General features: G+C 49.3%; 33 protein-coding genes. 2 read left to right on the top strand and 31 right to left on the bottom strand.

Going from position 1 to position 23,200, the window contains the following annotated elements:
• From MCJ35_RS31360 to MCJ35_RS31315, 10 genes are all read right to left on the bottom strand, one after another.
• Nucleotides 1–2,154 (bottom strand): hypothetical protein, encoded by a 2,154-nt coding sequence (locus MCJ35_RS31360; protein ID WP_081739079.1) that lies wholly within the window; start codon nt 2,152–2,154, stop codon nt 1–3.
• Nucleotides 2,154–3,185 carry a baseplate J/gp47 family protein gene (locus MCJ35_RS31355; protein WP_025483594.1) on the bottom strand — a complete coding sequence of 344 codons (1,032 nt, stop codon included), beginning with the start codon at nt 3,183–3,185 and terminating at the stop codon, nt 2,154–2,156. Before MCJ35_RS31355 ends, MCJ35_RS31360 begins: the two co-directional genes overlap by 1 nt.
• A complete protein-coding gene (locus MCJ35_RS31350; protein WP_025483596.1) occupies nt 3,185–3,580 on the bottom strand; it encodes a DUF2634 domain-containing protein in 396 nt (131 codons plus the stop codon). The genes MCJ35_RS31355 and MCJ35_RS31350 overlap by 1 nt, the downstream gene beginning before the upstream one ends.
• Nucleotides 3,581–3,596: 16 nt before the next feature.
• Nucleotides 3,597–3,908 carry a DUF2577 domain-containing protein gene (locus MCJ35_RS31345; protein WP_025483598.1) on the bottom strand — a complete coding sequence of 104 codons (312 nt, stop codon included), beginning with the start codon at nt 3,906–3,908 and terminating at the stop codon, nt 3,597–3,599.
• Nucleotides 3,901–4,860: an XkdQ/YqbQ family protein gene (locus tag MCJ35_RS31340; protein WP_025483599.1), complete on the bottom strand. Its 960-nt coding sequence runs from the start codon at nt 4,858–4,860 to the stop codon at nt 3,901–3,903. The genes MCJ35_RS31345 and MCJ35_RS31340 overlap by 8 nt, the downstream gene beginning before the upstream one ends.
• A 12-nt stretch (nt 4,861–4,872) precedes the next feature.
• A complete protein-coding gene (locus MCJ35_RS31335; protein ID WP_025483600.1) occupies nt 4,873–5,523 on the bottom strand; it encodes a LysM peptidoglycan-binding domain-containing protein in 651 nt (216 codons plus the stop codon).
• Nucleotides 5,523–8,126: a hypothetical protein gene (locus MCJ35_RS31330; protein ID WP_240299769.1), complete on the bottom strand. Its 2,604-nt coding sequence runs from the start codon at nt 8,124–8,126 to the stop codon at nt 5,523–5,525. Before MCJ35_RS31330 ends, MCJ35_RS31335 begins: the two co-directional genes overlap by 1 nt.
• Nucleotides 8,127–8,609: 483 nt before the next feature.
• A complete protein-coding gene (locus tag MCJ35_RS31325) occupies nt 8,610–8,780 on the bottom strand; it encodes a hypothetical protein (RefSeq protein ID WP_240299768.1) in 171 nt (56 codons plus the stop codon).
• Nucleotides 8,781–8,782: 2 nt separating this feature from the next.
• Nucleotides 8,783–9,352, bottom strand: coding sequence for a BRO-N domain-containing protein (locus MCJ35_RS31320; RefSeq protein WP_025483604.1), 570 nt, complete (start codon nt 9,350–9,352; stop codon nt 8,783–8,785).
• 114 nt (nt 9,353–9,466) lie between these two features.
• On the bottom strand, nt 9,467–9,610 hold the full coding sequence (locus MCJ35_RS31315; protein WP_227116689.1) for a hypothetical protein: 144 nt from the start codon (nt 9,608–9,610) through the stop codon (nt 9,467–9,469).
• Nucleotides 9,611–9,739: 129 nt separating this feature from the next.
• On the opposite strand from MCJ35_RS31315, the gene MCJ35_RS31310 reads away from it, so the two are divergent.
• Nucleotides 9,740–10,204 carry a helix-turn-helix domain-containing protein gene (locus tag MCJ35_RS31310; protein ID WP_025483606.1) on the top strand — a complete coding sequence of 155 codons (465 nt, stop codon included), beginning with the start codon at nt 9,740–9,742 and terminating at the stop codon, nt 10,202–10,204.
• A gap of 53 nt (nt 10,205–10,257) precedes the next feature.
• Here MCJ35_RS31310 and MCJ35_RS31305 read toward each other — a convergent pair whose 3' ends face one another.
• From MCJ35_RS31305 to MCJ35_RS31215, 19 genes are all read right to left on the bottom strand, one after another.
• The gene (locus MCJ35_RS31305) at nt 10,258–11,007 is read right to left on the bottom strand and encodes an SHOCT domain-containing protein (RefSeq protein WP_025483607.1); all 750 of its coding nucleotides are present in this window, start codon (nt 11,005–11,007) and stop codon (nt 10,258–10,260) included.
• An 88-nt stretch (nt 11,008–11,095) separates the two neighbouring features.
• Entirely contained in the window at nt 11,096–11,605 is a 510-nt protein-coding gene (locus MCJ35_RS31300; RefSeq protein WP_240299767.1) for a hypothetical protein, read from the bottom strand.
• Entirely contained in the window at nt 11,595–12,005 is a 411-nt protein-coding gene (locus tag MCJ35_RS31295; protein WP_025483609.1) for a hypothetical protein, read from the bottom strand. Before MCJ35_RS31295 ends, MCJ35_RS31300 begins: the two co-directional genes overlap by 11 nt.
• Before the next feature lie 59 nt (nt 12,006–12,064).
• Nucleotides 12,065–12,232, bottom strand: coding sequence for a hypothetical protein (locus tag MCJ35_RS31290; protein WP_240299766.1), 168 nt, complete (start codon nt 12,230–12,232; stop codon nt 12,065–12,067).
• 14 nt (nt 12,233–12,246) lie between these two features.
• Nucleotides 12,247–12,678 (bottom strand): phage tail assembly chaperone, encoded by a 432-nt coding sequence (locus MCJ35_RS31285; protein ID WP_025483611.1) that lies wholly within the window; start codon nt 12,676–12,678, stop codon nt 12,247–12,249.
• A 20-nt stretch (nt 12,679–12,698) separates the two neighbouring features.
• Nucleotides 12,699–13,166 (bottom strand): phage tail tube protein, encoded by a 468-nt coding sequence (locus MCJ35_RS31280; RefSeq protein WP_025483612.1) that lies wholly within the window; start codon nt 13,164–13,166, stop codon nt 12,699–12,701.
• 292 nt (nt 13,167–13,458) lie between these two features.
• Entirely contained in the window at nt 13,459–13,704 is a 246-nt protein-coding gene (locus tag MCJ35_RS31275) for a hypothetical protein (RefSeq protein WP_240299765.1), read from the bottom strand.
• A gap of 21 nt (nt 13,705–13,725) precedes the next feature.
• Nucleotides 13,726–15,024: a phage tail sheath family protein gene (locus MCJ35_RS31270; protein WP_025483614.1), complete on the bottom strand. Its 1,299-nt coding sequence runs from the start codon at nt 15,022–15,024 to the stop codon at nt 13,726–13,728.
• Complete coding sequence (locus MCJ35_RS31265) at nt 15,025–15,198, bottom strand: hypothetical protein (protein WP_240299764.1); 174 nt, start codon at nt 15,196–15,198, stop codon at nt 15,025–15,027. It abuts the gene before it with no gap.
• 1 nt (nt 15,199) lies between these two features.
• Nucleotides 15,200–15,634, bottom strand: coding sequence for a phage tail terminator family protein (locus tag MCJ35_RS31260; protein ID WP_025483616.1), 435 nt, complete (start codon nt 15,632–15,634; stop codon nt 15,200–15,202).
• The gene (locus tag MCJ35_RS31255; RefSeq protein ID WP_025483617.1) at nt 15,627–16,181 is read right to left on the bottom strand and encodes an HK97 gp10 family phage protein; all 555 of its coding nucleotides are present in this window, start codon (nt 16,179–16,181) and stop codon (nt 15,627–15,629) included. The genes MCJ35_RS31260 and MCJ35_RS31255 overlap by 8 nt, the downstream gene beginning before the upstream one ends.
• Entirely contained in the window at nt 16,181–16,567 is a 387-nt protein-coding gene (locus MCJ35_RS31250; RefSeq protein WP_025483618.1) for a hypothetical protein, read from the bottom strand. Before MCJ35_RS31250 ends, MCJ35_RS31255 begins: the two co-directional genes overlap by 1 nt.
• Nucleotide 16,568: 1 nt before the next feature.
• Complete coding sequence (locus MCJ35_RS31245; RefSeq protein ID WP_025483619.1) at nt 16,569–16,907, bottom strand: head-tail connector protein; 339 nt, start codon at nt 16,905–16,907, stop codon at nt 16,569–16,571.
• A gap of 11 nt (nt 16,908–16,918) precedes the next feature.
• Entirely contained in the window at nt 16,919–17,938 is a 1,020-nt protein-coding gene (locus tag MCJ35_RS31240) for a major capsid protein (RefSeq protein ID WP_025483621.1), read from the bottom strand.
• Between the two features lie 13 nt (nt 17,939–17,951).
• Nucleotides 17,952–18,374 carry a hypothetical protein gene (locus MCJ35_RS31235; protein ID WP_025483623.1) on the bottom strand — a complete coding sequence of 141 codons (423 nt, stop codon included), beginning with the start codon at nt 18,372–18,374 and terminating at the stop codon, nt 17,952–17,954.
• 18 nt (nt 18,375–18,392) lie between these two features.
• A complete protein-coding gene (locus tag MCJ35_RS31230; protein WP_025483624.1) occupies nt 18,393–19,004 on the bottom strand; it encodes a phage scaffolding protein in 612 nt (203 codons plus the stop codon).
• A 60-nt stretch (nt 19,005–19,064) separates the two neighbouring features.
• The gene (locus MCJ35_RS31225) at nt 19,065–19,280 is read right to left on the bottom strand and encodes a hypothetical protein (protein ID WP_025483625.1); all 216 of its coding nucleotides are present in this window, start codon (nt 19,278–19,280) and stop codon (nt 19,065–19,067) included.
• 64 nt (nt 19,281–19,344) lie between these two features.
• Nucleotides 19,345–19,614 carry a hypothetical protein gene (locus MCJ35_RS31220; protein ID WP_025483626.1) on the bottom strand — a complete coding sequence of 90 codons (270 nt, stop codon included), beginning with the start codon at nt 19,612–19,614 and terminating at the stop codon, nt 19,345–19,347.
• A complete protein-coding gene (locus MCJ35_RS31215) occupies nt 19,607–21,265 on the bottom strand; it encodes a minor capsid protein (RefSeq protein ID WP_240299763.1) in 1,659 nt (552 codons plus the stop codon). The genes MCJ35_RS31220 and MCJ35_RS31215 overlap by 8 nt, the downstream gene beginning before the upstream one ends.
• Nucleotides 21,266–21,333: 68 nt before the next feature.
• On the opposite strand from MCJ35_RS31215, the gene MCJ35_RS31210 reads away from it, so the two are divergent.
• A complete protein-coding gene (locus MCJ35_RS31210) occupies nt 21,334–21,660 on the top strand; it encodes a hypothetical protein (RefSeq protein WP_025483628.1) in 327 nt (108 codons plus the stop codon).
• On the opposite strand, the gene MCJ35_RS31755 is transcribed toward MCJ35_RS31210, so the two are convergent.
• Nucleotides 21,657–21,788, bottom strand: a complete 132-nt coding sequence (locus MCJ35_RS31755; protein WP_275891652.1) for a hypothetical protein — start codon at nt 21,786–21,788, stop codon at nt 21,657–21,659. The two genes, MCJ35_RS31210 and MCJ35_RS31755, sit on opposite strands and share 4 nt — an antisense overlap.
• Nucleotides 21,772–23,190, bottom strand: coding sequence for a phage portal protein (locus MCJ35_RS31205; protein WP_081739080.1), 1,419 nt, complete (start codon nt 23,188–23,190; stop codon nt 21,772–21,774). Before MCJ35_RS31205 ends, MCJ35_RS31755 begins: the two co-directional genes overlap by 17 nt.
• Nucleotides 23,191–23,200: the final 10 nt, after the last annotated feature.

Genomic DNA, 23,200 nt, shown 5'->3' with positions numbered 1-23,200 from the left:
TTACACCCCCTTCAGGTCATTCCAGGTGACGGACCCCTTTTTAAGATAGGTGCCGTCATGGTTATGGTTCTTGGCAGCCGCATCCGTAATGCCGTACCCGGATAGGGTGGTCGGGTTCGTGCCGGCCGTCACATGGCCCTGCGTATTGACCGTGACACTCCGGTAGGTTCCGGCTGTCACCCCACTGCTTGGATGGCTATATTTCGTATCAGGCGGTGTCTGCCAGGTCCCATCCGCCCTTAAATATTTTGTCTGCGCCCCTGCAGCCGGGGCCGGGACCAGACCCGTCCCGCCGGCGGCGCTTGAGGTGGCTGCCTTGAATACGGCATATGTGGTATTGTTATCTGCCCCCCACGCCGCAGTCCCATCAGCACTCCATCGTAGTATCTGCCCGCTGGACCCGCCGGAGGGGACGTGCTTATTCCCTGCCGTGGTGGGGTGCACATACTTATTGGCCCCCTCCGCAATCCCTGCCAGCTTATCTAACATGGCCTGGGTGATTTTGTCCAGTACCGTCTTATTCGCATGTGTGTGGTCCTGGCTGGTGTCCACATCCGCAGCAGTCAGATAGCCGGAATCGTTCGTGAACTGTGACAGCTTCGTGGGCATGTCCGTAATCTGGCTCTTGGTATGGCTATGGGAGGATGGCGGGAAGGTTGATGGCTTACTGCCTATCTCTGTCCAGGCATATGCAGGCTTTGCAGATGCCTTTGCCCAGGCTGGGACATCCGATGCGGGCATGGAGGACGGTTTGTTCCTGATATAGGCATCGGAGCCGGTATCCGTCACATCCCAGTCTGGCTGTACGTTGACCTCAGCCCCTGATGCAATCCCCGCCAGCTTATCCAGCATGGCCTGGGTCAGCTTGTCAATCACGCCCTTATTGCTGTGGGCATGCTTCTTGGTATCGGCATCGTTCCAGTTCGCCCGTTCCGTTGCCGTGATATGCTGGACCGTATCGGCTTTATGGGTGATAAAATCCGCGATTGCCTTTGCAATCTTCCCCAGCATCACAGCCAGCTTTTCTCCGCTGGTAAGATTAGCCAGTGTGGTTGCCTGCGTAAAGGTCGGTACCTGGTCATTGGTCGCCACATTGGGCACGCTCCCCAGCCCCACCTGTGACTTTGTCACCCCATGGGGATTGCTTTTATTACTGATGTGGGTATAGGCGTCCGACCAATTGGCCAGCAGGGTTTCCGTCAGCTTATCCAGGGTGGATTTGTTGCTATGGGAATGACGCTTATTGTATGCGTCATCATAATGGGTCTTATCCTCCTTGCTGAGCAGCCCATCCACGCTCTGGGTCGCCTTGGGGATTGCGTTGGCAGATATGGCAATCCAGGCAGTGCCACTCCAGCGGTATGTGTAATCCGTGTCCTTGACATTTACCGTCCATCCGTCATCGGGGCGGGGATACGTTGCTGCAAGGTCTGCATAAGTATCAACCGCCTCTTTCCAGTCGATGGCTGTCTCCAGGGCGGAGAACTTATTGTCCACCTCGTTACGGGTGTATTTATCATCCCAACTGGGCTTATTGGTATTGATGGTAGCCCGTATGGCATCCTCTGCAGCCGTGGCCCTGGATTTCTCCGCTGTGACTGCATCGCTATTTACTTTCTCCGCCGCCTTTGCCCGCGTCACCTCGGCCGTCAGGTCAACCTTCAGCCCCTGTTCCGCTTCTTCCGCCCGTCTGACCTCCGTATCAACCCGGCCATCCAGACGGTCCTCCTCCTGCGTGGCGCGGTTGGTTTCTGCCTGCAGGTCATCTGTTAATTTCTTCTCTGCCCCCAGGGCCCTGGTTTCCTCCGCGTTCAGCGCCTCCTGTGTTGCAACGATGGATTCCTGCACCCGGTTGATGTCATCCCCCTCAACGGTATCCCCGTCAGTCTCATAGCTGATGTAGACCACCGGCGCATCCGCATACACCCGGACTATCCGTTTCCAGGGCGCCAGGCTGGGCGTTGACAGGGTATATGTTTCCAGACGCTCCCCTGTCAGCTTCGGGCCGGTGAACACAGCGAAGGTAGCCTCGTTGATGTTGTCATGCTGCAGCTCCGCCTCATACACGCCATTGGTAAGATGGATTTCCTCCTCCACGACATAGATGTTCCCATCAACCTTATTCAGCTTATCGTAAAAAATGTTCACCTGCATCAGCCCACCTCCAGTGTGACCGTACCGGTCACCGCAATCTCATCCTCCATCAGGGCCACGTTGCCGGATACGCCGTTAAGCAGCAGCCCCGAATAATCCTCCACGCCCTCAGTCCCCAGCAGCAGGTTCCCTACCCTGGCCAGGCTTACATAGGACAGGTCCAGGGCCTCATTATGCAGGTAGTCTGTCAACACCGCCTGGAATGCATTCTGGACGCCCCCCAGGTTCATGCCTGCCTGCAGCTTGATTCCAGCCGACACATTGACAGCCTTCTCCACCACAGATGCCACCGTGACATCTGCTCCGATGGGGCGCAGCTCCTCGATATGCTCCCGCACCATCTCCAGAAGGCCGGTACCGGCGGCGGACATGTTGGCATCCGCTATGATGACCTTGACCGTCCCCGGTCCACTGGACAGCGGGAAGACCTTGGCGGCCCCTACGCCCTCACACTCCATGGCCCAGTTGTAATAATCATACCGGTTGCCGCTGGTGGATGGTTTCTGTACCTTTGTCAGGTACCGCTCCAGCAGGGCCTCCGTGGGTTCCTCATCGCTCCCGTCCACGATGATTCCTGTCAGTTCCGCCCTCGTGAGTCCCTGGATGTAATCAATGGGGACCAAGGTTCCCAGTTCCCGGCTCCCGGCAGAGCCTGCCGTCTCGCATTCCATACGGTAAATACCTTCCTCCATACGGTCTATGGCGACATAATTTAAGGTCCCCAGGGAGAACCGGGAACCTATCTCGATATCAATGTTAAATTCACCTTTCAGGACAGCCTTGGTTGCCGGATGTGGGGTCATATCCCATTCCGCGCAACGTCTGATCAGGTACTCACGGGTTGCTGTGCCGGCGAACACCTGGTCAAGGGTCCAGTCAAGCCCTATGTATGCATTCTGCAGTTCAACCGCAGTAGGTGCAAGGGCCGTATATATGGGGGAACTCTGCCTTGTATCCATCCCTGGGCTATGATTCTTTGCCCTCCGGAGCATCCTGTCAAGGATGACCTCATATGTAGTATCTTCATACATCACACATCCACCTCCTTGGTTGCACCAATATCCCCGTACCGGGTATGGACCGTAAACGTCACGGAAAGTTTCCGGCCGGCCCCCTCAAAGGAAAACGCATCAACCCCCTGTATCCGGTCATCCTGCATCAATGCCTCCTTTATACGCTTCTTTATTTTTGATTTGACCAGACCCATGGGTTTCCCGAACAGTCCCCTCAGTTCCACACCATAATTCCAGTCGTATATAAGCCAATCATACCTCTCCGTGTTGAGGATGCAGTGTACGGCCTGCTGCACCGCATCCCTTCCATCCACATAACCGGACAATGTGTCGTCATTCATCCGGAATGCCTTTGATGGAATCTCCCGTACCTCAAAATCAGACTCCAGGATGTCTCCCGTCTTCGGCAGCATCTTAAACACCTCCTTATTAATACCGGTCCACCACAAGATACTGTTGGGCACCACGCTTCTGCACCAGGATTACCGTATCGCCCGCCTTCAAGGCATTCTTAATGGCAGCGGAAACAATACCCACACCGGGGATGGACATCTGCTGCGCATGGTCCGTCAGATATTGCGGCACCAGAAGCTGGTTTCCAGTGACCGTGGTCTTCTGGTCAATCTGTACCGCCAGGGGTATTGCGGATACAACGGTCCCCTGCATCACGTCACACGGCCTTCCAGCCTCCACGGCCTGCATGGAAATCTGCCGCATATTCTCAATCCACACATTATCCATTGATACCAGCTCCTCTCAATGCCAGGTCCATTGTATGTATTCCTCCATCAATCTTATGCGTGACGGACTCCACCAGGAGATAGTTCTTCAGCTGCATGTCCTTCACGTCCAGGAACACGGGGATGAGGCATCCTGCACGTACCTTGATGTCCCCAAATGCCCCCTTGACGGACAGGCTCCTGGTGGGACGGTTATACAGCCCCAGGTACGTCTCCGCTATTTTCTGCCCGTCCACCCCCTTATCCAGTGACTCGCTCATCTGCAGCACACCCCATTTATTGATGTTCTCCGTGTGCCTGGTCATGAAGACATCCCGTTTCTTGGTATCATCATTGTCGCGGTAAAGCTTGATCTGGTTATAGGTATCCTTATCAATGCTGATTGTGAAGTCATAATCCTGGGCCGTGCCGTCATCTATCATGATGTCCAGTTTCATGTCCTCTACATTCCTCAGTGCCAGCTTACCGACATCGTCATAAAGGACATACATTTTACCTGTGGCCATCATGGTCAGGTCCAGGGCATTCAGGATGATGTCAAATAGGGTGGTGTCCGGCTCATTCCGGTATGGTATCTTATACCCCGTATCGTCAAGCACGCCCGTCCGTAGGTTGAAATCCCCGGCTATCATCTGGATTACCTCTCCTGCCGTCCTATCCTCATAGCTGTAGCTGTCCTTGTTCTTAAGGTACCGGAGCTGGTCATAGGCCGTGACCTTGACTTCCCCATCACCGTTCCAGTTCCGTTCAAAGATGAATCCGAAAAATACCGGTTTCCCGTTCACATCCAGCCGGACGGCATTTCCTTCCTCAATCTCCAGCTTCCCGTCCGGGATGACAGTGAAGGAACATTTCCCCGGCTGCCCCTTACGTGCGGTATCCCAGGTGACACTCCCCTCCACCACCGGCTCATAGACCGCCTGGCCATTCTGTATATAGACATGTACATTCATGGACCCACCTCCTTATGGCATTGTCAATACCTGGCCGGTATTAATTTTATTTGGGTTGCTTATCTTATCCAGGTTGAGGTTATGGATTTCCTTCCACCTGCCCCCGTCCCCAAGCTGTTTCTTTGCTATGTTCCAGAGGCAGTCACCGCCCTGCACGGTGTAGGTCCTGGCCTGTGGCTGCTCCGCCGGCCGGTCATCCTGTGGCGTTTCAGCGGTTGGGGTGGGCTGGTCCTCAACGATGGTGAAGTTCATGACCTTGGTCCCGTAATGCCTGGCCTCCTTCATGGTGATGGAGACCACCAGGTCCAGGCCTTCCTTCACGTCATCCGATACCTTGTAATCTTCCAGGGTCACGTCCATGTTGGTATCGAAGGAATCACGGATGACGATGAACTCAAAGGAGCCTCTGCTGTCCTTCAGGTCCTGCAGATGGCTTATGAAGTCCTCCGCATCGTCCACGCTCCCATCCCAGACAGCACTTGGATAGTCCATCTGGGGCAGGATTATGTCCAGGCTGATTTCCGCAAGGCCCGGAGGCCGTAGGAGGTTGATTTCATCCCCGTTTATCAGCATGACCGTCTTGTTCTGGCCGGGATACTTGATGGGTATCTTTTGGGGTGGGACTGGGAGGAGCATGTCGTCTATGTATACCTCATATGCCATCAGATATGCCCTCCTTCCGCGGCAGCCGCCAGGAACTCACTGGTAAACATGGACAGCGCCCTGCCCATGTCATCGAAGTCGGTCTTCTTGGTCAGGGTGTTGTTGTTCTTGACATCCACCTTTAACTCAGCCAGGGTGAACCGGTTGATGATTTCCTGCTCCGCAGCATCACGCATGTATTTTAAGTCCTCGTCCATTATGTCCATTGAATCCTTTATGGCTGCAGTATTGGCGGCAGTGCTTCCAGTGTTACCAGCTATTTCCGGGCCTACACCACCGGAATAATAATTTTCCTCGGCTGTATTCTTAGCGTTCTTCTTTTCTTCTGCCTCCGCCTTCGCTGCAGCAATCCTACGTTCCCGCTCCTTCTGGCTTTGGTTGGCCTCGTACTGCATCCAATACAAATTCTGTGCTCTGGCCTTCTTGTCAGCCAGATTCTGGTTCTGCAATGTTGCAAGGTCTGCGGCTCTCTGTTTTTGCTTTGCTTCCTCTTCCAACGCCGCACCGGTTGCAAATTCAACATGTGAAATCACCTCAATGGAAGTTCCCGCGATACTATTGGTCAGCTGAATCAGCTTATTGATTCGGTCAATCGCACCATTAATAAAATCCTGTAGGATTGTCAGACCAGCCACCTTTAGGTTTCCAAGGGTGTTTAGTACGCCTGTTCTGAATGCGACAAAGCCATACTGCATGTTGTCTATGCCGTTTTGGATGCCGTTCCACGTGGTCACGAATCCGATTCGTAGCTTATCAGCCCAGGTAAGGACAGAGTTTACTACCGTCAGCCAGGCCACCTTAATCCCGCCTACGTGATGAATCCATACCAAGATAGCCGCTATGACTGCCATGATAGCGATTACTATCCATGTTAATGGACAGGCTAATAAAGCCATATTCAATCCATTTTGTGCTCCTGCGGCTGTCGCTGTAGCGGCTGCCTCCGCTAAATCTGCACTTGTTTTTAAAGCTGCCCTTGCCGCCGCAATAGCTTTTAATCCGTTACTAACTGCCTGTACAGTATTATAAGCAATTACAACTCCCTTATAAGCAATCAAAGCGGCTGCAACACCTCCTATAACAGGTCCAAGCCATGACCAGTTATCACGTATGAATCCAGCTGCGCCCACCATCGATTCAATCACTTGTCCAACGATGGGTATGATATCACTTAAGACTCCTGCAAAACCCATCACTGCTGTTTCCGCAGCTGGCATATTGGCATTTACAGTGGCAAAAAACTGCATCATAGCCGGATAGAGCCTAGCCCCCACAGTCTCCTTGATGTCCCCCCAGGTATTTGCCATCTGTTGAATCTGGCCTTGCGGTGTATTCGCCATGATGGCATTCATGTTGCTCACGTTGTTCGTAACTACCTCCGCAAGGGTGGCCGCACGCTCCTGCTCATTTCCATACTTTAATATCTTCTCCTGGGCGGCATCGAACGTGACGCCTACCCTCGTAAGCGCTCCGACCTGTCCCTGCATGACCTTTCCCATCATGTTACCAATATTGACAGCATCCTGTGTACTTACGTTAACACCATTCTGCTGCACAGCCAGGTTGTTCATAGCAGGTATCAGTGTGTTTAAGGCATCTGTTGAGTTAAGGAATGTAGCCAATTGTTGAGCGCCTGAAAGCTGCACCTCATCCCCAACAACACCAAGTGCCTGCTGGGCCGCTGTGAGTTCCTTTACGGATTGTATATCAGCCGGACTTGCTCCCATGCGCTGTCTCATGATGGCTCCCAGTTTCGTCTCTGCCTCGCTTTGTACATTCTGAAGCGAAGTAGTATCACCAATAAAATGGACTGCCATCTTGATTCCCTGGGCGCCCGTATACATTCCTACTAATTGCTTTATGCGGCTTCCCAAGCCATCATAGGCGCTGCTACCCGCATGAACAGATTGATTAAACCGTTCTTGGGCTGCTATGTTATCCCTTATATTCCGTTCCGCCGTATTCACTACAGAATTAAGTTGTTGATAAGCCTTATTCGCTGCGCCGATATCCATCCTTGATATTGCGTCGTTCAGCTCATTCTGGATAGGTACTATCTGACCAAGATTTCCTCTCATCGCCTCTATCTGATTGTTTATCTGTTCCGTCCTCAGATTAACAGGTATATCATTAAGCTGTTGTATCTGATTTGACAATGACTGGATACGGTTCTGTATTGATGCCATGTCATTCAGCATGCCCGGAGGGATTACTGACATCCTATTTGCCTGTGATGATATCGCCTGCTGGGTCTGATACAACTTCTGCGCCATCTGATTAGCTGACTGATATTCAGCCACAAACCTGTCTGCCCCATAACTTGTAAATACTTTAGGTTCCGATGTTTGCGCCCAAGTGGGTTCTGGCACACTTACCGGCTTGTTTTGTACGCGTTCCAGTTCTTCCTGATACTGTACGACTGCTGCTGCTGCAATATTTACCTGTTGTACTGCTGCTTCCCATTGGGCTGTATTGATTGCTGTCTCGCTGGCCGTCTGTGCAGCTCCAAAACTGCTTACCATCATATTCATAGCAGTAGTAATGGAGGATAGAACTGGTGACATCCTATCGTCTATTTGGATAGATGTTGATATAGCAGACATGCGTCACTCTCCTTTCCTAAAAATTTGTATAAAAAGAACGCCCCGAAGGACGTTCTGATTATTGTTGCATTCTACGCTCCCCGAATAGGGAGCGACTGGGAGATGCCGGAGCAATTTAGTCACTTGCAGGATTTCAATCCACGCCCCCAAATAGGGAGCGACTAATCATACAAGGCGCACAGGCTGGACTTGATAAATTTCAATCCACGCCCCCAAATAGGGAGCGACCGCAAGTATTGCTACTTGCAACTACTATTATACTACATTTTGTGCTATCGCAACACATACTACGCATAACTTCCTTTTTGGGGTAGAAAAACTGGTGCGAATGCTTTAGCAGTATCATGTCAGCTTGACATTCGCACCGGCCCCTTTTTTACTGCGTCTTATGTGTTTCCAACTGCTCCCGCAAGGCCATCAGTTCCTTGATTGTATCATCATAACTTTTCAACATCTTCTCATACTGTTCCACGGGGATGGTTATTAATTTCTGCATACTGCGGCCTCCTTCTTTCCATCTTCCAGGCCAGCATAGTACGCCCGGTTGATTACCGTTGCAATCGCCTCGAATAATTCCCTGTCACCTTCATCTGGATTTTTTAAGTCTGCAACTTTACAATCTGTATATGCATTTACATCTACTGGATATGTCATAATTACGCCACCTCCCCATTCTTACCAAATGCCAACGCCATCTGTTCATAGGCCGGTATCCTCACAACGTAGTCTGGCACATTCACCCCCGCCTGGAGAAATATGTCCCGAATAGCCATTGCTATCTCATGGGGTGGAATACCCTGGTTCTTCATTAGGCGTTCAAAGAGTCGGCCCGCGCTTGTTGCGCTTTCGATGGCGGCTGCCGATACCGGATACTGGCAAGTAGTGGTTACAGAGTATGTACCGGTTTTACGGAGAGCTGGAAGAACCTCCATTGCTAGCCAGTCTTGAAAATTTTCTGCAACCTCATTGTTTGCTTTAAACGCAAGTTTATAGACCCCCGGTTCAGGGATATATGACCCCTTTGCCACTTCAGCAGATGTACCGAGAAGTTTTAAATATTCATTGACCCGTTTCCATCTCACGCAGACATTGCCACTTTTGGCAACGGTGGTTAAACCAAGGCTAATAGCCACTGATTCAGCGTCAAACTGATAGTTTCCATACTCATCGACCATAACTTTTACATTAAAATCATCGTTTCCAAACACTTTAATTTCATTCTGCATAACCTTCAATCTCCTTTCAAATTTGACAATTCGGAGAAAATAAGGTATAGTAACCCTAAGGATAGGACATACCCTATTCCCTCATGATTGAGTAAACACACTGCCGACCAAAGCTTACTGTGTTTGCTCTTTTTTTGTTTCTAAATCCTTTTGAATCAAATCAATCACATACTGCATAAATGTCTTATCTTGCATAACAGCTTTTATCTTAGCTGTTTTATGCATTTCATCATTCATTTTAATTGTTATCCGTTTCATCCCTATCTCCTTTCCCACAATTTAATTGTATGTCTATTGTAGATTATACGCAATTAAATTACGTTCGTCAAGTGAAACTTGAATTAAATTGCGTATTGTGATACACTCAAAGAAAAAGGGGCGATTAATATGGCAAGTAATAAAACCATTGGAAACAACATAAAATCATATCGTCAAAAAAAAGGTATTACACAAAAACAATTGGCTTCTCTTATTGGAAAAACTGAAAGTTCAATACAAAAATACGAAGCTGGCAAAGTTGAAATTCCTAAAAATGTACTTATTAAAATAGCCAAGCAATTGGACTGTTCCTTCTTACAACTAAATGGTATTAATGCTGATGACTTTCTTCCTCGGCTAAAAGAAGCAAACACTGATCCTGTATTAGTATTTTTAGATTCTATAGGATATAAAGTTTCTGTTGGCGATACTGGAGGGGTTTTTATCGAAATATTTGATGAGGAAATCCCGCTAATGAGAAAACAGTATAATATCCTAAAAGAACAAATAATTTCATACGCAAAATTTGCTACCGAACGAACTCTCTATCCTCCTATTATGGAGCCTTGCGATGATTCACCCGCCACCGAGTAGATGGCTTTTTCTGCATTATAAAAGCACCTGGATTCCTCCGGGTGCTTTTGTCCCTATAAACCTAAAAGCTGTCTCTTCTTATCATCATATTCTTCTTGTGTGATGGCCCCTGCGTCAAGAAGATTTTTATATTTTAAAATCTCATCAGCTGGTGATACTTCCGTGTTATTGCAGCCCTCAGTACTTTTTTCTATACCTCCCATATCACTTAATCCTAACATTATCTTCTCAGCCTTTTCACAGTAAGACTTAAATAGTATTGAATCAGATTTTACTTTTCCGGTAGGTAACAAATTTATGCTTAACTGAGGATACGAATTATTATAAAGATTAACAATAATTTTAAATTCATTTATTTCTTCTTTCTGTTTAGAGCCCGATAATCCTCCCAGAATCGCACCGACGCCGCCAAATAGTAATCCTCCTACCAAAGCGCTTCCTACACCTACGGACAAAACACCAGTACCATTTTTTTGACATTCATAGTTAATAATATCATCAAATGTGAAATATAAATTCCCATATGATTTTAGTTTCCACAGCCTATTTTGTTCATCAATAAAAAGTTCTTTTTCAATAACTTTAGTTTGATGAAATATTCTACTTCTTTGTTGATTTATTTCATTATCATTAATAGCATCTTTTACTCTTTTTAGAGATATATCTTTCCATGCAAGTGTGATTAAACAAACTCCGCATTTAGCGATACATTCCTTACAAACATATCCATCTGCTATCTGCTTAACACCTTTCTGCCCACCACATATAGAACAGTTTTCCTTATCCCCCCCAAACAATCCCATCCTCAATACCTCCACGCCATAATAATCTATCTTTATTATAGCGTGGATTGGAAACTATTTCTACCTTTTTCTCCGGGTACTTTACTCCTTAAATTTCATAGCTTGATGATTGTTGATTTTCAGCTATCTTAGTTCTTATTTTCATCATCTTACTTGTTTCACTTGACACTCCCCAAAAATCAATATGCTTACTATCCCCATTCTTATCCAAGTAATTAATAACGTAATAGTGCTTAGGTATAGACTTGCATTTAGTCGTTGTTATATTCGTTCCTTTGTATTTCGCCATATATTGATTTTCCTGCATGAAGATATCAATACTCAAAACTCTCTGCCTATCCAATCTAGCTTCAACTAATGGATTTGCTTTAGTTAGTAAGATTGCGTCATCTGTCAATTGCAAACTACATGGAAAATTACAGACAAATCCCGGTAAATCCCCATCATAGAATTGCACAGTAACCTTTTCTGGTATCTTCTCTTTCTTCCCAAACAGTCCCATAACATCCCCTTCACACCATAATAATCTATCCTTATTATAGCGTGGATTGGAAGTTATTTCTACCTTTTTCTCCCATACTCTACTGCTAAATTTCATAACTTTTTGACTTTTGTTTATTAGCCAATTCGTCCCTCAATCTCATCACTTTTAATGCTGATGACGATGCACTCCAAAAAACGATTTGTTTCTTATCCCCATTCTTATCTAAATAGTTTATGACATAATATGACGTCGGAATATCGCCCTTTCTAAAACCGCTTTCAGCGTTCCCTTTATACCTTTGCATATAATCATTTTTACCAAGGACTTCCACAGACAATATCCGGTTTCTGTCAAGTCTCACCTCCGTGTATGGATTATTTTTAGTGATGCGCAGACAATCCTCCATTAATAATATCTGGCAAGGCTGATTAACAGGAAACTCATTCAGTTCCCCCTCGTAATACATAACTCTTATCCCATCTGGTATCTTCTCTTTCTTCCCAAACAGTCCCATAACATCCCCTCCACCTTTTCTTAATCTGGGAATATTATACCATCTCTTCTTTTCATATTCTACCGTTTCTTCCCTTTTTTCAGTCTCTGCGCTTCTTTTTTATCCCTTTCCAGCTTCATTTCAACCGCCGCCATCACAAAAGCCTGTTCGTCAATATCAAGCTCAAGGAACTCATGCGGCCACTTATGGAGTTTATGGAGGCAATAGTAGGCCACATTTGCCTCCATATCGCCTCCTTCAATTAGTTTTTTGCTTCGTCCACCTTATCCTGCATGGTCTTATCAAACCCATGGTACTCCTGCAGCTGGCCCATAAATGCATTGTATTCCCCAGGATCATCCAGCATCTCCACTATCAGCTGTTCCGCACCCATTACACCGTAGGAGTCCTGAAGTTCCTTATCATTCAGGTTTGGATATACCACACATGCAGCTGCCATCTTAGCCAGGTAACGATTGGCGTAAAACTTTGGCCGGTACATTCCTGGCTTTCCCGTCACCTGTATATCCACGGTACAATCATCCCGCAGTGCATTATCCTCTTTTGTAGACAGAGGCCGAATTTCCCACATCATCGGTTTTCCATTCTCGTCCAAAAAGGAGGCCGTTGCTGCAATCTTTAAATTCTCCTTAGTTCTCTTATTCTTTTTTAAAAACCTGCTTAAATCTCCCATAATCTCTCATCCTCTCTTTCTTACTGCATCCCCTGTAAGTGGCTGAACTGCTCCGGCATTTCCCAATCCTCGAAGGTAAAATCAAGGTCCTCGTCCAGGTACTCCGCATCTGCATCGAACTTCGCCAAGATTCCTCCGTCAACATTACAATCCTTCAGCACGATGGTCTGCCGTCCCACACTGGAAGTCGGGTCCTCATTGGTTATCTGGATATCAAAATACACGTCCTGGCCGGTCTCCTTGTACCGGTACAACTGTTCCCTGAAGATGCTGGTATTATAGTGGAAGGTGGCGGAACCGCTCCCCTTCCATCCGGTCGTCTTATTTCCTTTCCCGGTCCTGCCCAGTATCGGGATTTCAGACTTGGTTTTTTCAATACTGGCCTCCAGGTTAATCGCCTGCATAAAATTATAGCGGTTCCCTTCAATCGTAATAAAGCACTCCGCCAGGGATGCGCTCACGGCATCCTTTGCATTCATTGACTGCATATATGTATCTCCTTTCTTGTCTGGCAAACATCCCCTCCCTGTGATACAATCCTTATATCAGCACTGCTGAAATACGAATAAAAGGAGAGTTTGTCATATGAGTCCAATTGCTATAAAACTCTTATCTTTGGCTTACGAACACTATGAAAAAACCTCTGACAAAACTTTTTCATATCAGTTCAAAAATGCGGATGATATGTTCCTCTCAACTGAAGCAGCAAATCAGCTTTATGAAGATGGATATATTGCTAATGTATCTGACTTCGTATTTGAGGATTCAATCAGTCCATTTTCAGGCCCCATTTACTTTGAGTTGACACCCCGGGGAATCGAATACATGCGCACCAATCGGAAACTTTAAAACGACCCGAGTTCCTGGTTCTATCATGTCAAAAACAAATTCTGAAAGGTATGGAGCCAGATCCTTGCCTTTCAGTGTCTGAAGTTCCTGGAGGAATATATTACAAAATTCCTCACGTCTCTTTTCTGGCAGTAAATCAGTGCTTATTGAATTGGCTATCTCAACCAGATCTCTCATGGCTTCATGCTCCTTCCTCTCTTAAGACACGACCACTGTCATATATAATTGCGACATACAGTTAATCGGCGTCACCGGGCAGTTCACCACAACAGACCGCTTGCTGTTCCCGCGCCCTACCGTGATTTCTTTGGCCTCCACGGCCTCAATCGCCCGCAGCCTTGCCAGCTCCTTGTTGTAGGTCACGATGTCATTCCAGAGGCTCACCCGGCCCGCGTCATCGTTCGGCATGATGCCCAGGTACTTCGTGTTGAACATGGATGCGATGTCATTGCCAATCTGGTCCAGGACACGCACGGTCTGGTTGCCGGAAAAGTCCTCGCCTTTTTCCTCCGTGAAGGTCGTCAGTGTGTTGATGTCCATCAGGACACGCACGTCATCGCCCACCCGGTGGAACATGAACTTCCCGGACCGTACACCCGCTGACAGCTGCCCCTGGGTGTAATCCACATCCACGGTAAGCTCCCCATCATACACACGGTTCTCATTGGTCTTATTGACAGCACAGGCCGCCTGGGCCCCGGTTGTCCAGTACACAAGCCCCTGCTCCTGTTCTGCTGCCTTGTTCTCAACGGATATGATTCCCTCATAGTCAGCACCGGCATTCCGGTACATGACCGTCTGGAACTTGACGCCGGCTTCATCACGCATCCGTTTTGTGTACTCCGCAAACACGGCCTTGACCGCATCATCCATGGATGGGCAGCATAATGTCTGGAATGTATGGGATTCCATTTTTGCCAGGAACCGCGCATAATCCTCACCTGTCACCGCATCCCCATCAGTCCCTCCGGTAAAGGGCATCCCGGCCGTTGCCGCAAGGGTCGCATCCTTCTTGAACACAACGTACCGGTTGTCTGTAAGCTCCGTGGCTGCCGCAACTGTCTGATGGTCCACTTCCTTCCTGTCAAGCAGTGTCCTCACATCAAATTTCGTGCTGTCATCCACATTGGCGCTGACAACCAGCGTGAGGTCCTTGCCACGTACACCGCTGTATCTTGCCTGCCCGTAATCACAGGCAGCCTTCACGCCTGCATTGAGCCTGTAGAAGATACCCTTGGTCAAATTCCTGAACAATTCCCTTATCATCCACATCTGTGGCGCATCTGCCGGATAGCCGAATATCTCCTGGCACCGCTCCTGGTAATCCTGGGCTGTCACAATGAAAGCCTCCTTTTCCGGTCCCCAGCCGAATTCCAGAGGGATTGCCGCCGTCCCGCGGTCTGAAAGCACTGCCACACTGCTGGCAGCACTGACAAAATTGATATAAGCCCCGGGAAGTATTTTATTCTGAGCCGTAAAGCTTCCGCCTCCTAACATCTATCTCACCTTTCCTTTCATGAATTTCTCAATCACCGCATCCACTTCTTTCAATGAATACTTCCTGCCATCCTCCAACAGGGCACTCACCAGGTCCTTCTTTTCCTGGTAGCACTCCGCCTGTAACAGCTCCTGTTTTGAAAATGTTGCTTCTCCCTGTTTTGTTTCTTTCAATTCACGACCTCCTTAACTGCGTGCTGGCCCCCAGCCCCTCCATTGGTTCCTCCTGGGGCTCCGGTTTCATGATGAACATATTGTAGCTGACAAAGAAGGTGAGCACACCATCCTCTGTCCTGTGACTGCGTCCGTTCCCCCGCAGCAGGCTGCCATCCCCCAATGTGATATATTCCAGCCCGTCCATGAGGATGTCCGCCACACGGTTCAGTTCCCGGGAGGGTTGGACGGTATCGCCAGGAAGATGCTGGATACACATAGCCGTCTCACGATAATATCGCCGACCAATCATCGGCTTTTCAGACGGCTCCAGGAACCGCACAAAAAAACAAGGCTCCGTAAGGCCCTGTCCTACCGCATCTGTGTAAATTTCATATCCATCGCCGAACAGCTCATTCAGCCGCCTGGTGACGGCATCCATGATATCGTTAAGCATCAAATACTCCCTTCAAATATTCCCTTAACTTCTTTTCCAACACACCCGGAGCCTGAGCCTCCAGTTCCTTCTCTGATATGGTCAGCATGAACGTTCCTGGAACCCAGGCTTTCTTTGCACTCACACCTAAAGCGGGGATATAGCGGCCGGGCGTCTGCCGATGACCATATTCCACGTAGGATGCATATTCGGTCGGGTTGATTATCTCAATCTGGTAGTTATCCCCTACCTTCTGGATATCACCCACCGTCCAGCCGCGTCTTAATGTCCCTCCCTGGTATCCAGCCCAGTATTTCTGCTTTATGGCGCCATTCTTTGACAGGAAGGTCCTTGACTTCCCATCGGAACCCTTTACCTTTACAGTCTTTGGCCCGTCCAGCTTTGGTGCCTTCCCTACCGGTGTCCTTTGCTTGACCTTCCTCAGAAGCCGGGATGCCAGTTCCTGGATACACTCCTGGTTGAAGGCCTCCCGCTCCTGTTCAAGGCGCTCAATCTGTCTCTGCAGCTTCCTGACATCCTTAAAATCAAAACTTCCACCCTTTGCCATCATGCATACCCCTTCCACAGCTCCAGCAGGATTTCCTGGTGGGAAGGGTATACGGCCGCCTTACCGCTCTGGGCATAGCTTTCCGCCCGTCCCCGCTGTGTTACCTCAATCCGGCATCCGGGCGGTATTGTCAGCTCCGGGGCCAGGAACAGCTTTATGGCCTGCGCCACAGCCGTGACCGTATCACTCCCAGCCGCCGGTGACGTACTGGAATAGGACAGATGGCAGGCTATACCATCCTGTACCAGGACCTCTTCCTGCCTTGTCACCATCGTCACAGGGTCCTTTACAGGCTTCATCCCATAAATCCTGCATGTCCCATCATAAGTGGCCTCCACGGCCTTTCTGTGCATCCTCTGGGCCTGCCTGATTGCATCCCTTATCATCCTACCACCCCAGCTTCCTATATCGGTTCAGCTGTCCCTGATAATCCTTCAGGATACCGCCTGACAAGGCATCCGCCGCGCTGGTGAAGCTTGTGGATGTGTCCCCTTCTGATATGGATGATATCTGGACCGGCGCGTCCCCATCCCCTGGACGCTCATACCGGTACAGGTCCATAGCCATACGGTATGATGTGATGGCCAAGCCAGCCGGAACTGCCTTTAAGTTACAGTAGTTCCGGATAGTCTCGTCCACATCCTCCATAAGGAACTGCAGCGCGATATCCTGCGCTGTGTCACCCTCCTGTATCCCTAACAGCCCCTTCAGCTTCTTTAGTTCCATGGCATCCCTCCTTAGGAGATGGTCGCGATGAATACCTGGTCTGCATAAGGGAAGGACGGCATGGCCGTGGCAACAGCCTTAATCCATCTGCCGACCGGGTCCACCGTATCATACTGTACGACCACGACATTACCCACTGCAGATACATCCACATCCGGGTTCTTACGCAGTTCCAGTTCCTCGGCTGTAAGCCCATAGAAGGTATCCCCAAGTTTCCCATCCGGCATCATGATGAATGCGGATTCCGGGAGGAAGCGCGCGGACGAGTATTTCCCCTTCGCATCCTGCTGGCGGTACTGCTTGTCATAGATGGCAATCTGCGGGAGGCTCTGCTGGGCCAGGAAGGCGTTCAGTTCCGCCCTGGTAAGCACCCGGTCACTGTTCACCCCGTAGATTGCGGCGCGTATCCTGTGGTCCCGTAAGATGCGGTTCAGGTTGGTCTTGGATGTCAGGGCCCGTGTCGGCGTGAACCCGGTATCCTTGACAATCCGGTCCACGAAGGCGTCCATATCCTCGAGGATGGTGGGGTCACCGCTCCCCCATGTCTTATCAGCCTTATGCGTGCTTGGAATCCCATAATCGATGCTTGCCTTGAATCCATTCTCGTTTATGGACAGCTTACCTGTTGACAGGGCCTCCATCCTCAGGCACTCGACCCTGGTCTTCACGCCCGCCACCAGGTTGTCCACGTCATTGTAGATTTTGCGGACCATCTCGGCCTCCTCCTGGTCATTCCTCGGGCTCTCAAGGGCAATGATTTCCTTCTCATTCAGGCGGATTTTCCTCTTGATGAGGGCCAGGTCCTGCATGCTGTAATCGGCACCTTCCCTGGACCCCAGTTCCGTCTCGGTATCGAACGCATGGATGTGGGCGGACACAGGGAGGTCGGATGCCCCCTTAATCATCTTGATTTCCATGGCTTCAGTCTTACGTTCCGGGAACAGCACTTCACCCATGTAGGCCTCGGTCTGTCTTTCCTTCGTATAATCAATCAGCTCCTGCGGTGTTAATAATTCCTCTACTCTCGGCATGTCTTAATCCTCCTTATACTGTGGGTGCGGTGGCCTTGACCTTCAGGCTCCCGTCCACAAAAAATTTAATGAATGGCATCTTTTCTACCAGCTGGTCCACGGCATCAACCAAATATTCCCCCTGCAGCCGCTCCGTGTTGACGGAACCGGCTATCATCAATGCTCCGGCCTGGGGTCCATGGGTGACTTCCGTTGTCGCGAACAGGATGCCTACCGGTTCCGTGGAAAACGCATAGGTATAAGCCCCGGAACTTCCCGCTCGGGTCACCTTGACCGCTTTCCCATCCTTATCCAACAGGCTGCCTGCCAGGACGGACTTCTTCCCCTCCGTGTCCGCTGTCACCCCGGTATCCGATACCGTACAGGTGATGTTCTCGTAGTGCTCATTCCTCAGGAACTCCGGGGAATTATCGTACGTCTTCTTTACTAAATACATGTCTTTTCCTCTCTTTCCTTATTTTGTTGCCCATGCATCTGCATAGGGGTTCTTGGCTGATTCCTTGTTCAGGCTCTCCGCCACTGTCTTGGCCCAGCCGCCTTCTGATGCCTCACCGGCCTTGGGTGCATAGGATGGCTTCTTTCCCGGTTTGTCCGGTCCGGAAGCCGTGGATTCCTTGAACAGGAACGCCTTCCCTTCCTTCAGCGTCTTAACCTGTTCGTCAAGGCCGGTAACCTTCCCGTCATCCGACAGGATTAGCTTCGACCGGTCCAGCAATCCTGCCACCAGGTCGGCATCATGGGCGGACTCACCGATGGCAAGCTTGATGGCGGTTGTCAGCTTCAGCTCCTTCATGTCCGCCTCATACTTCTCTTTGGCGGCCTTATTCTCCGCCTGGAGGTCCGTAATCTGTTTCTGGAGTTCCTCATTGCTGCCACTGGCCTTCTTCAGTTCCTCCAATTGTTTGTCCCTGGTCCTGATGTCCTTCTCCAGCTGCGCCTTCGTGGTGTTGGCAGCTTCCAAATCCGTTTTGGGGACATAGGCTTCCAGCTCCTTCTTTGATTCCTGCTCCGCCTTGGCCGCCAGTTCCTCACTGATGCCAAGGGCGACAAATTCTTCTTTTTTCATAGTCCCTTCCTTTCTTTTGGACGTAAAAATAGCACACAGGATAGTCCCGCGTGCTTACCTCTACTCTGTTCTTTTCTCAAATCTGAACTTCTCTGCGCTGTCCCTCACCCGGAGAAGCATTCCTTTGTGGCCTAAAAACGTCACCGTCAGGATATCCTGGCATGCTCCAATCCCCTTGTCCCCTAATCGCAAGACCTCACACACATCAATATCCACAACGTCCTTAATCAGTTTGCCATTGTAATGGATATCGTAATCCTCTTTGTTTATATACATAACACTCCTTCCTGTTGCGATACTGCAACAATAAAATACCACCGGCCATTACTGACTGGTGGTATCAATCCTCCATACTTTCATATCCGCTTATTATCATGGCAAGCATTTCCGTATACTGCATCAGCTTCTGTTTTTCAGATTCAGGGTTATCCGATTTTAGGAAGGCGGATACCTTTGTTTTGAGAGCGAACCATCCTTCCTTGTTTTTTGGCTGGTTGTAACATAGACAATAAAACAATCGGTCACCTTCCGAATTACTGTACTTTAGCTCTTCCCTTATTTTCTTCTGGTTCTTAATCTCCCCTAATAACGATTGAAGCTTATCATCCAACAGATCCACCCCCCAGTTTGCTAACATAATCCATGATTGCCGCGGCCTCATCAATGGATACCTTTTCATTATGGATTATACTCCCATTCACCTTATCCTGCAACCAGTTGAACCGTTCTGTCATCGGCTGCTTGAAAAGTTCCTTCGCAAATTCCATATCGGACTCATATAGGCCTAATCCATTGTTTAGGTTCCGTAGGATTCCAACCGTGTCCGTATAGCCAGGGATATGGGCTATTCCCATCTTTTCCGCAATCTCCTGGGTCAATAGTTCCACACTTGCTTCCTCTATACCCTGATGCGCGATATAATCCGCTGGGCTATGGTAACTGGCAGAGCAGGAATGTAATAACTCATGGAGCATTATCCCGTCCGGTACATCATCCCTTACAGTAATGTCACAGTTCCATTCCTTTATGCCTGAACAGCCTTCCTGTTCACATCGTTCATTATCTGCCTTGACTTTCCCACTCCATCTGCTTTTCCGTGGAGAGTACTTTTCTACCTCCGTCCTCAGTGGTATGCACTGCTTTTCCATCTGTCCGGAAGTCCTCTTCATCCCAGATGCCCCTGCTTTCTCAGACCTGGGGACATACCGCTTTTCCCACTCCCTATATTTCATGTCAGAGGGAACATAATATGTTTTCCCGCTACTGTCTCTGGCGGCTCTCATCTCACCCTCTGTAAATTCGTCGTCAAAATACGGCACCGTAGTGGACCTGCAGTTCGGATGGAAGGGCGGTGCCGTAGTCCCGACCTCATAATCCTCCATGTCAAAGACCTTGCCGTCCATATCCCTGCATATCTCAGACGTCTGGCCGTCCAACGTGGCCAGGATTTCATACTTCTCCACCCCCAGCCCCTTCAGGCAGTCCTTCTGGGCCGCCGAAGAGATGGCTGCCGACTCGGTCATAATGAGGCGCCCGGCCTGGCTTCGGCTGACCTCCATGGTCCTTGACAGGCTGTCTATGGCCTTCTGTGGGGACTCACCACGGATGATGTTCTGAGTCAACTCGGTATGTAGGTTCCTAATCAGCTTCTCCTTATTGGTCCAGATACGGCTTGAGAAGTTTTCCCCATCCTGTGCCCAGGGATGCCTGATGATGGCATCCATCCTCCGGTCATCCAGCCGTGCAAGGTTGGTACCCACCCCGGTTCCCTTTGCCACCTCAAAAGCGGTCCGGTAATACTGTTCCCTATAGGCTTCATGCAGATAATCCGTCATGCCTCCATCAAACTCCGTTGACAGCAGTTCCGCATGCTGCTGCATCTGGAACTTCATGGCCTCCAGGTATGAGATGTGGTGCCGGGCGGATGCATTCTCCAGTTCCTTCATCCAGCGCTGGTCCACGGCATTTTCCTTGCCGGCCTTTATGTAATCCTCGACCGTCCATTTAAACTCTTCCAGTTCATCCTTTTTAAGCAGCTTCTTGGCCCCGGCATAGCTGACCCCATTATTGTCGGCCAGGCGCTGATACCACCGCATAACGTCCATCTGTATGCTGTTGGTCGCCCGCATGTATTGCCTCTGGACATCCTTGTAGTAAGCAGCACCGCGCTGGTACTGGTCATCCTCCAGGGCAGCCATGCGTTTCCCCCAATAGTCCTTATTCTTTGCCGCGGGACCCACCTCCCTCTCATTGCGTTTCATCCCCCTCCGGTCTATAATGTATCTACAGGCACTGGCATGCCAAGTACAAAAAGGAAGGAGGGAGCGCTATGTCTGGTATAAAAATAACTGGTCTTGATAAGTTACAAAAACAGTTAAAACAAATGGAAAAGGGCGCCAAAGAACTGGAGCGAACAAAACAGGTGTCCTTTACGGAACTTTTCACGCCATCATTCATGAGAAAGTATACACATTTTTCGTCTTTTGACGAATTTTTACAATCCGGTGGTTTCAAAGCGGATTCCCAGGAAGAGTTTGAAGCTATACCTGATGAACCATTCGACCGCCATGTTGCCACCGTTACAACGTTTACAGATTGGGAAGATATGCTTGGTAAAGCAACAGAACTGTATACGCTTAAAAAGTTGGGACTTTAACTATTTGAATTAGAAAGCGAATAAACAATCTGTTGAACATCCTTTAAAAGTTCTAAAAGTTTATTCGCTTTCTCCAAAGCATCGTCCAAATCCTCTGTATCAATTTCTATCTTAATCTGTTTCTCCATCCTCCTCACCACCTTCCTCTTCTTGCTTAAACGCTTGCTGGTAGACATCCACCTTCCGGGCATCTTCCTCTTCTTCCTTCTTAATCTGTTTCTCTTCCTCCTCCGCATTCTCCACCCACGGGTGGTTCTTGAGGATGGTCTTGTGTGAAATGACGCCTACGCTTTTTGTGGCGATGTCGGCCAGTTCTGATTCACTCCGGATGGCCGTCCTGGTCCAGGTCTGGGTAATCTGTTTACACTCAGAACCCAGATGATGGCAGATTGCGCGCACCAGCCGGCCAAAACCCAGCTTGAACTCAGTCTCCATCAGCCCTGCCTTCAGCTCCAGGAGGGAATACAGGTACTTCAGTGCCTCGCCGGATGTATTGCCGAACTTCTGCGGGTCCGGGTCCACTCCCTGTCCCTGCTCAAATATTGCCTTCCTGGTTATATCCAGGAACTTCTCCCTTGCCTCAATCGGGATGCTGATTGTCAGCGCCTCCACCCCACCTCCGGCCCCGGTGCCATCGGTCTCCACCTTGATTGCCTTATACTGCTTCAGTTCATTTACAAAGGTCTTTAAATCCTCACCGCCATAATTGGTCAGTATGAAGATGATTTCCTGTATGTCCTCCAGGTCATTCAGAAAACCGCTGAATACCTTGTCATAGGCGTCTATCAACGGCTTCACATTGACCAGGTCATCCGTGGGGATGTTGTTGTTGTAGAACGGGATGAATGGGACCTCCCCGAAGCCATGCTCAAACTCATTGGTCATCTGGATACCTCCCTCCGGGTAATCGGCCATCTCATATATGTTGTAGGCCTCCAGCCCCGACTCTGAGATGGAACTGCCCTTCTTCCTGTACACATGGCATTTTTCTGCCGTCCAGTATTCCCATACATAGATGACCTTCCCATCCACGGCATCCCTTGTCTTATAATTCCGCAGCACGGCCTCCAACTGGCGGTCCAGGTCGGCGGAATAAACCGGGATGATCTGCTTCGGGTCTATGGTCCCATACTTCCACTGGCCATCATCATCCTTCCAGTAATGCAACCATGCCACCCTATAGTTCGAAGCCTTGACACACAGGTCCTTGCATACCTTGGCATATTTGTCCCCCAGCATGTCCGCAATCTGTTTATTCATGTTTTCATTACCTACATCAAATAGTGGCGGGGCAGAAAACATATAGGCCGCCTTCTGGTTGACCAATAGCCCATGGAAGTTCCGTGGTATCCGGTTGTCCGCATTCCGCAACGGGTCATTATCCCGGTTCTTCCTTACGCCATAGAGGATGTCATTCTTATTCTCATAATACCGTTCCGCCACCTTGGATTCCCGGACAAAACGCCGGTGCCCTACAGAATAGCTCTTTATCAACTCCTTTACTATATCGATTGGCATAACCTGTGGCATCCCACCACCT

This window comes from Enterocloster sp. OA13 (assembly GCF_022440595.1).
Taxonomy (GTDB): Bacteria; Bacillota; Clostridia; order Lachnospirales; family Lachnospiraceae; genus Enterocloster; species Enterocloster hominis.
This window is presented reverse-complemented; position numbering and strand designations above follow the sequence as displayed.